Source organism: Marivirga sp., from assembly GCF_024636815.1.
In the GTDB taxonomy this organism is placed as follows: domain Bacteria; phylum Bacteroidota; class Bacteroidia; order Cytophagales; family Cyclobacteriaceae; genus Marivirga.
In genome coordinates this window covers 1-7,762 of record NZ_JAGXGF010000008.1, presented here as the reverse complement: position 1 = coordinate 7,762, position 7,762 = coordinate 1, and the positions used below count along the sequence as shown (strand labels likewise).

Here is a 7,762-nt window from a genome sequence, read left to right as displayed (position 1 = left end):
TCCGCAAATTTCTCTGTTAGTTCCTCTATAAGTTGTCCTTTTTCTTTTTTATTCATATTAAATTCCAGCTATAGAGTTTTTATCAATTGAGATTCCCTTGCTCATCGTAGATGACATGGTCATACTCATGAAATACGTACCTTTAGAAGAAGCTGGTTTCAGCTTCGCTAAAGTTTGAATTAATTCATTAGCGTTCTCAGTAATTTTCTCTTTCGAGAAGGAAGCTTTACCAATACTTGCATGAATAATTCCGAACTTGTCCACTTTAAAATCAATTTTACCTGATTTTACTTCTTGGACCGCTTTCCCAACATCAAGCGTAACAGTTCCTGATTTTGGGTTTGGCATTAGACCTCTTGGTCCTAACACCTTACCTAACCTACCTACTTTTGCCATAACAGTAGGCATGGTTACGATAACATCAATATCTGTCCAACCACCTTCAATTTTTTTGATGTAGTCGTCTAATCCAACGTAGTCAGCACCAGCATCTTTAGCTTCCTGTTCTTTATCAGGAGTAACTAATGCTAAAACCTTAATATCTTTACCGGTACCATGAGGAAGCGCAACAACGCCTCTTACCATTTGATCGGCTTTACGAGGATCAACCCCTAATCTTATATCTAGGTCAACTGAAGCATCAAACTTAGTAGTTGTAATGTCTTTAACTAGAGAAGAAGCTTCATCTAAAGCATATGCCTTATTAGAATCTATTTTCTCAGCTGCAATTTTTTGATTTTTAGTAAGCTTTGCCATTTTACCTATTATTTAAGATTTCCAAGGAGCAGTCCCTGTAACTTTTATACCCATACTTCTTGCAGTTCCTGCAACTTGACGCATGGCTGATTCAATTTTAAATGCATTTAAATCAGTCATTTTGGTTTCAGCGATTTCTTTCACTTGATCCCAAGTTACAGTACCAACCTTAATACGGTTTGGCTCAGCAGAACCTTTTTTCTTTTTGGAAGCATCTAATAAAAGCACTGGAGCTGGTGGGGTTTTAATCACAAAATCAAAAGACTTATCTTTATAAATCGTGATTACTACCGGCAATACTTGCCCAGCTTTTTCTTGAGTTCTTCCATTAAATTGCTTACAGAACTCCATTATATTAAGTCCTTTACTACCTAATGCAGGACCTACGGGAGGTGACGGATTTGCGGCCCCTCCTTTAATCTGTAATTTCAGATATCCACTTATTTCCTTAGCCATCTTGCTATTCTGTTTTTTCTACTTGCATGTAATTCAATTCTACAGGAGTATTTCGTCCAAAGATTTTAACCATAACGTTTAGTTTCTTTCTTTCTTCGAATACCTCTTCAACGGATCCGGTGAAACCACTGAATGGTCCATCCATCACTTTCACTGATTCTCCTATAATAAAAGGAGTACTCAGCTTTTCATCCATCTCTTCAGTTTCATCAACCTTTCCGAGTATACGATTCACTTCATTTTGTCTTAAAGGAACCGGTTCTTTTTCATCACCTTGACCACCTAAAAATCCGATTACTCCCGGAATACTAGTTATCACGTGATGCGCTTCACCATGAGATATATCAGCTGATACAAAAACATAACCTGGAAAGAAATTCTTTTCCCTGACACGTTTTTTACCATTCCTCATTTCATATACCTTTTCAGTAGGGATAAGAATTTGAGGAATAAAATCTTCTAATTTTTGTCGAGCAATCTCGTTGTCAAGATAAGTTTTAATCTTCTTTTCTTGTCCACTAATAACTCTTAAAACGTACCATTTAAATTCTGACATTATCTCAATATATCTTAAATGCTAAAATGCATTATAAAACCACTCCATTGCATTATCAAATGCCAAATCGATAACACCAATCAACAGGGCAAAAATTAAAGCACCAACCAAAACCAAAACTGAACTGTTTTGTAATTTGCTATAAGGTGGCCATGTTACTTTGTATCGCATTTCCGACCACGATTCTTTAATGAATGAACTTAATTTCTGCATCTTATTAATGTGTTAAAATTGCACGGGTGGAGGGACTCGAACCCCCAGCCAATGGTTTTGGAGACCACTACTCTACCAATTGAGCTACACCCGTATTCACCAATGCAACTCAAAATGGTCTGCAAAGGTAGATAAAAGTTTTATAAGAAACAAATGCGCTCCCAAAATTTCGAGAGCGCATTGTTTAATTTATTTTTATATCTTAAGAATTAATCTAAGATTTCAGTTACCTGACCAGCACCTACTGTTCTACCACCTTCACGAATAGCGAAACGTAAACCTTTTTCACAAGCAACTTTATTAATCAAGTTAACTTCGATAGTTACGTTATCACCTGGCATAACCATTTCCACGTTTTCAGGAAGTGTAATTTCACCAGTTACATCAGTAGTTCTCAAGTAGAACTGTGGACGGTATCTGTTAAAGAATGGAGTATGACGTCCACCTTCATCTTTGGATAGAACGTAAACCTCAGCTTTGAAATGAGCATGTGGAGTTACAGAACCTGGCTTACAGATAATCATACCTCTTTTGATCTGAGCTTTTTCAATACCTCTCAACAAAAGACCAACGTTATCACCAGCTTCACCTCTATCTAATATTTTACGGAACATTTCAACACCAGTCACAGTGGACTTTAAGTTTTCAGCTCCCATACCGATTAAGTCAACAGCTTCTCCAGAGTTGATTATACCTCTTTCGATTCTACCAGTTGCAACAGTACCACGACCAGTAATAGAGAATACATCCTCAACTGGCATTAAGAAATCTTTATCAGTTAAACGCTCTGGTAATGGAATGTAATCATCAACAGCTTGCATTAACTCATCAATTTTCTCAACCCATTTTGCATCACCTTCTAAAGCACCCAAAGCAGAACCTTGAACTACTGGAAGATCATCACCTGGGAAGTCATAGAATGAAAGTAATTCTCTTACTTCCATCTCAACTAACTCTAATAACTCTTCATCGTCAACCAAATCCACTTTATTTAAGAAAGCAACGACAGCAGGAACACCTACCTGACGAGCTAAAAGGATATGCTCACGAGTTTGAGGCATTGGACCATCCGTAGCCGCAACTACTAAGATAGCACCATCCATTTGTGCAGCACCAGTAACCATGTTTTTCACATAATCCGCGTGACCTGGACAGTCAACGTGCGCATAGTGACGGTTAGCAGTAGCATACTCAACGTGAGATGAGTTAATTGTAATACCCCTTTCTTTTTCTTCAGGAGCGTTGTCGATTGAAGAAAAATCTCTTGCTTCTGCAAATCCTTTATCAGACAATACTTTACAGATTGCAGCAGTTAATGTAGTTTTACCATGATCCACGTGACCGATAGTTCCGATATTCACGTGTGGTTTCGAACGGTCAAAGGTTTCTTTAGCCATATTTGAAAAATCCTCAGTTTAGTTAAAATTTATAATATATTTATTCAATAACACTGATTGAGCCAACGAGGGGATTTGAACCCCCGACCTCTTCCTTACCAAGGAAGCACTCTACCCCTGAGCTACATCGGCTTGAAATCATTCAGTGCCTTTACAGGCACATCCTAACAAAGGCAGTGACGTTTCCGTTCTGCCTTGATTTATCACCGAAATGCCTATTGTATTATTAGAGCGGGAGACGAGGCTCGAACCCGCGACCTGCAGCTTGGAAGGCTGCCGCTCTACCAACTGAGCTACTCCCGCTTTTCATGAAAAATCAAAACTTATAACAAGTATGATTCTATCAAAATGTAAACCTTTGCTAAAGCTTCGGTTTACAAAGTGGGGGAAACAGGATTCGAACCTGTGAAGTCGTAGACAGCGGATTTACAGTCCGCCCCAGTTGGCCGCTTTGGTATTCCCCCATTGGTTTCAATAAGCATTTCCTAAATCCTTTTCGTTTTAGGAAGTGCAAAATTATATGGATTTTATATTTTATCAAACTTTACTGACAAAAAAGATTGATTTTTTTCAAACTTAATTTTCAAGTATTTGCTAACTGTTGTAAATCAGTTCTTTATAGATAAAACAATTTTTAAAATAATTTCAGAAAAATTACAATTCAATTGTATTGCTTTTTGATTATCAGATTTTGACTTAATTCTTAAGATTCAAAGGTGAAAAAAAAATCAGTCAGATTCGGTAATTTTAAATTGAATTGTGTAAAATTTAATATGTGTTCCTATCTTCGTGTTAAATTTTAATTATGTACGAAATAAAATTCAGTCAATCCGATAAAGAATATCGCCTTTCCACTAAAGACGGTAATATATTTATAGACAATAAAAAAGTAGATTGGGACATAAGTAAAACCGATCACCAATCCTTTAACATAATTTATCACCATCAAACATTTAATGCCCATTTGGTAGATATAGACTATGAAAGTAAAGTCTTCAAATTGCAATTGAATGGAAAAATCATTGAGTTGGAATTGAAAGATAAAATGGATTTGCTTTTAGAGGAAATGGGGATTAGTGATTTGGATCAAAATCAAATGAATGATGTGAAAGCGCCAATGCCTGGGCTAATTATTGACGTTATGGTATCTCCTGGAGATGAAGTAAAAAAAGGAGATCCGTTACTAATATTAGAAGCCATGAAAATGGAGAATATTATAAAAGCAGCTGGTGATGGAATAATATCAGAAATAAAGGCCAAAAAAGGCGATAGCGTAGAGAAAAATCAGTTGATCATTCAGTTTTAATTATTTTTAAATAATAGAATTGATTTTTAAAATTTATAAATTAGACTTTTAACGGTACAGCAACAATTTAACTTATGAAATTCAAACGCATTCTATTGAAATTAAGTGGTGAGGCTCTTATGGGGGATGAAGGTTATGGTATTGATCCAAAACGACTTGCTCAATATGCATCAGAAATTAAAAGAATTCATGACCAAGGTATTGAAATAGCTATCGTAATAGGCGGAGGAAATATTTTTAGAGGTATTCAAGCTGAGGGCGCGGGTATTGATAGAGTGCAAGGTGATTATATGGGGATGCTTGCTACTGTAATAAATGGAATGGCTGTGCAGGGTGTTTTGGAAAACCATGGCATGTTTACACGATTGATGTCCGGTATTAATATGGACCAGGTTTGTGAGCCCTTTATCAGAAGAAGAGCAATCCGACATTTGGAAAAAGGAAGAATAGTCATTTTTGGTGCAGGCATAGGAAATCCTTATTTCACTACTGACTCAACTGCAAGTTTAAGAGCAATTGAAATTGAAGCTGATGTTGTTTTAAAGGGCACAAGAGTGGATGGTGTTTATACATCGGATCCTGAGAAAAATGCAGATGCTGTAAGATATTCAAATATTACTTTTCAAGAAGTTTATGAAAAAGGACTGAATGTGATGGATATGACAGCTTTTACGCTGTGTCAAGAAAACAATTTACCTATTATTGTATTTGACATGAACAAAGCAGGCAATTTGTATGACCTGATAAATGGAGAAAATGTTGGTACATTGATAAATTCTGAAAAATAAAAAACAATGGAAGAAATAGATTTAGTATTGGAAGAAGCAAAAGAGCTAATGGATAAAGCCATTCAGCATACTAAAAGTAATTTGCAGAAAATTAGAGCAGGAAAAGCCTCTCCTGCAATGCTAGAAGGACTAATGGTTGATTATTACAATAATGATACGCCCATAAGCCAGGTAGCTTCAATCAGTACTCCAGACGCTCGTTCTATCATTATTAAACCATGGGAGAAAAACATAATTGGTGAAATTGAACGCGCAATTATAAATAGTGATTTAGGATTCACTCCTCAAAATGATGGTGAAATTGTTAGAATCAACATTCCACCATTGACGGAAGAAAGAAGGATAGCCTTAACAAAGCAAGCCAAAAATGAGGCTGAAGATGGAAAAATCTCTATTCGTAATGCAAGAAAGGATGCTAATGACCAATTAAAGCAATTGCAAAAAGAAGGGATTTCAGAGGATGACGTTAAAAGAGGTGAAGATAAAGTTCAATCTTTAACTAATGATTATACAAAAAAGATCGATGATATCTTAGAGCATAAAGAAAAAGAGATAATGACAGTTTAAAATAAACAGATCCTCTATTTTTTACAAAGCTACTTTTCTAAAAGTAGCTTTTTTTATTGAATTAAGAAATATATAGTTTAAAGCTTTTTAAGACTTTAGTAATTAGTTAGGTTTGCAAATTCAAAAAAACAAACTAATATGAAAAAACAATTACAAATCCTCATTTTACTTTTAGTTATAGCTAATATGGCTGTAGCACAAAATGATCTAACAACTGACACCAGTGGTAAAATATCACGAGTAGGTTTGCAGTTTGGTATGAATTCAGCAAGTATGGAATTCACCAAAATAAGTGATCCAAGTATCTATCCTACTTTAGAATTTTTACCTCGTTTAAATGCTGGTATTTATTCAGAATCCGGAGCAACGGAAAATTTCGTTTTTCACATAGGACTTTTTTATTCTGGTTCAGGATACATGGCTCAAGATGAAACTGTTACATTGGATTATGTTCAAGTTCCTTTAGTATTTAATTTCAGAACCGACTTATTTAATAAAGCTTATTTACAATTAGGTGGCGGATTCTACGGAGCTTATGCATTCTCAGGGAAAAGCGTTACCGATTCTCAAATTAACAGAGATATAATTAGCACAAGAGAAGCTGATGATATTAATGAATTTTATGTTTTAGATCTTGGATTGTTATTTAAAGCTGATTTTGAATATAACATAAACGAGAAAAGAGTAATTAAAATTGGAGCTAGCTACAATTTTGGTGTTATGAATACTTCCAATGAAGTTACTGAAGATATGGGAGGTGGAAACAACGTAACATATGATTTAGGTGCAAAAACCCGAACATTGGGAATTAACCTTACTTACCTAATCAATTTAAATAAATAAATCTAGGAAAGTAATCTATACATTTAGAATCAGAGAGTTATAGGAATCAACTCTCTGATTCAATTTTACTAATTTAATTTTAAAGAAAATAAGCTCTATCAATACAAATAATTATCAAGCTTTAGAATTCAAGAAGTTTTATAACTTGTTCTTCTAATAATTGACTGTAGAGTTTATCTGTAACTTCTTCGCCATCAAAATTACTTTCAATTCTGGCTAATTTAGGTTTTAGAGCTAAAACATTCATCCCTAAATAATTGAAAATATCAGTCATGTGACTCAATGCTAAGCCTGCCCCTTGCATACCAGATGAAATTCCAACCAATGCACACTTCTTATTCTGAAAGCTATTAGGATATTCCATACCATCTATAAAAGCTTTTAGAGCGCCTGGAAATGAACCGTTATACTCTGGAATAATAAAAACATATTTATCAGAAGCACGAAGCTGTTCTAAGAATTTATTGAATTCAGGGTTTTTTCCATTGTTATCATATAGGGCAGTATAAACAAAATCTTTTGGTAAATCAGCTAAGTCAATAATATTAGATTCCGTTTGATGTTGTAACAACAAACTTTTATAAAGATGAGCAACCTTTGCTGATACTGAATTTTGACGATTAGTTCCTGAAATTATGGTTATCATTCTGTTTTGAAAATTTAAAACAAAAATAGGGACAATATGTCCCTATTCAATAATTTTTTAATTTGTTTTAAATTATAATGAAGACAAATTAACAGTTAATTCGAAATCATCATAAATCATTTTATCACCTAAGCCATCAAAGAAAGAACCAGATCCATATTTTACGTTCCATTTTGTTCTATCTAAAGCAAAAGAAGCTTTTGCGTTAGCTTTACCATTCTCTACAGTAACGTT

General features: G+C 34.6%; 10 protein-coding genes and 4 tRNA genes. 4 read left to right on the top strand and 10 right to left on the bottom strand.

Going from position 1 to position 7,762, the window contains the following annotated elements:
* Positions 1-57: 57 nt before the first annotated feature.
* From rplA to Q0L29_RS00750, 9 genes are all read right to left on the bottom strand, one after another.
* Entirely contained in the window at positions 58-756 is a 699-nt protein-coding gene (gene rplA, locus Q0L29_RS00790) for a 50S ribosomal protein L1 (protein ID WP_296618356.1), read from the bottom strand.
* Positions 757-768: 12 nt separating this feature from the next.
* The gene (rplK, locus tag Q0L29_RS00785; protein WP_296618355.1) at positions 769-1,212 is read right to left on the bottom strand and encodes a 50S ribosomal protein L11; all 444 of its coding nucleotides are present in this window, start codon (positions 1,210-1,212) and stop codon (positions 769-771) included.
* A 4-nt stretch (positions 1,213-1,216) separates the two neighbouring features.
* Positions 1,217-1,768 (bottom strand): transcription termination/antitermination protein NusG, encoded by a 552-nt coding sequence (gene nusG / locus Q0L29_RS00780; RefSeq protein WP_296618354.1) that lies wholly within the window; start codon positions 1,766-1,768, stop codon positions 1,217-1,219.
* A 21-nt stretch (positions 1,769-1,789) separates the two neighbouring features.
* Positions 1,790-1,981, bottom strand: a complete 192-nt coding sequence (secE, locus tag Q0L29_RS00775; RefSeq protein WP_296618353.1) for a preprotein translocase subunit SecE — start codon at positions 1,979-1,981, stop codon at positions 1,790-1,792.
* A 21-nt stretch (positions 1,982-2,002) separates the two neighbouring features.
* Positions 2,003-2,075 (bottom strand) — tRNA-Trp (locus Q0L29_RS00770).
* A gap of 115 nt (positions 2,076-2,190) precedes the next feature.
* Positions 2,191-3,378, bottom strand: a complete 1,188-nt coding sequence (gene tuf / locus Q0L29_RS00765; protein WP_296618352.1) for an elongation factor Tu — start codon at positions 3,376-3,378, stop codon at positions 2,191-2,193.
* A 60-nt stretch (positions 3,379-3,438) separates the two neighbouring features.
* Positions 3,439-3,510 (bottom strand) — tRNA-Thr (locus tag Q0L29_RS00760).
* A gap of 98 nt (positions 3,511-3,608) precedes the next feature.
* Positions 3,609-3,681 (bottom strand) — tRNA-Gly (locus Q0L29_RS00755).
* 79 nt (positions 3,682-3,760) lie between these two features.
* Positions 3,761-3,842, bottom strand: a tRNA-Tyr gene (locus Q0L29_RS00750).
* 341 nt (positions 3,843-4,183) lie between these two features.
* Between Q0L29_RS00750 and Q0L29_RS00745 the strand changes: the two genes are divergently transcribed.
* The 4 genes from Q0L29_RS00745 (at position 4,184) to Q0L29_RS00730 (ending at position 6,882) form a co-directional block, all read left to right on the top strand.
* Positions 4,184-4,684, top strand: coding sequence for an acetyl-CoA carboxylase biotin carboxyl carrier protein subunit (locus tag Q0L29_RS00745; RefSeq protein ID WP_296618351.1), 501 nt, complete (start codon positions 4,184-4,186; stop codon positions 4,682-4,684).
* A gap of 74 nt (positions 4,685-4,758) precedes the next feature.
* A complete protein-coding gene (gene pyrH / locus Q0L29_RS00740) occupies positions 4,759-5,472 on the top strand; it encodes a UMP kinase (RefSeq protein WP_296618350.1) in 714 nt (237 codons plus the stop codon).
* Positions 5,473-5,478: 6 nt separating this feature from the next.
* Positions 5,479-6,039, top strand: a complete 561-nt coding sequence (gene frr, locus Q0L29_RS00735; protein WP_296618349.1) for a ribosome recycling factor — start codon at positions 5,479-5,481, stop codon at positions 6,037-6,039.
* A gap of 138 nt (positions 6,040-6,177) precedes the next feature.
* Entirely contained in the window at positions 6,178-6,882 is a 705-nt protein-coding gene (locus Q0L29_RS00730; protein WP_296618348.1) for an outer membrane beta-barrel protein, read from the top strand.
* 121 nt (positions 6,883-7,003) lie between these two features.
* Here Q0L29_RS00730 and Q0L29_RS00725 read toward each other — a convergent pair whose 3' ends face one another.
* Complete coding sequence (locus tag Q0L29_RS00725; protein ID WP_296618347.1) at positions 7,004-7,528, bottom strand: NADPH-dependent FMN reductase; 525 nt, start codon at positions 7,526-7,528, stop codon at positions 7,004-7,006.
* Positions 7,529-7,762: the final 234 nt, after the last annotated feature.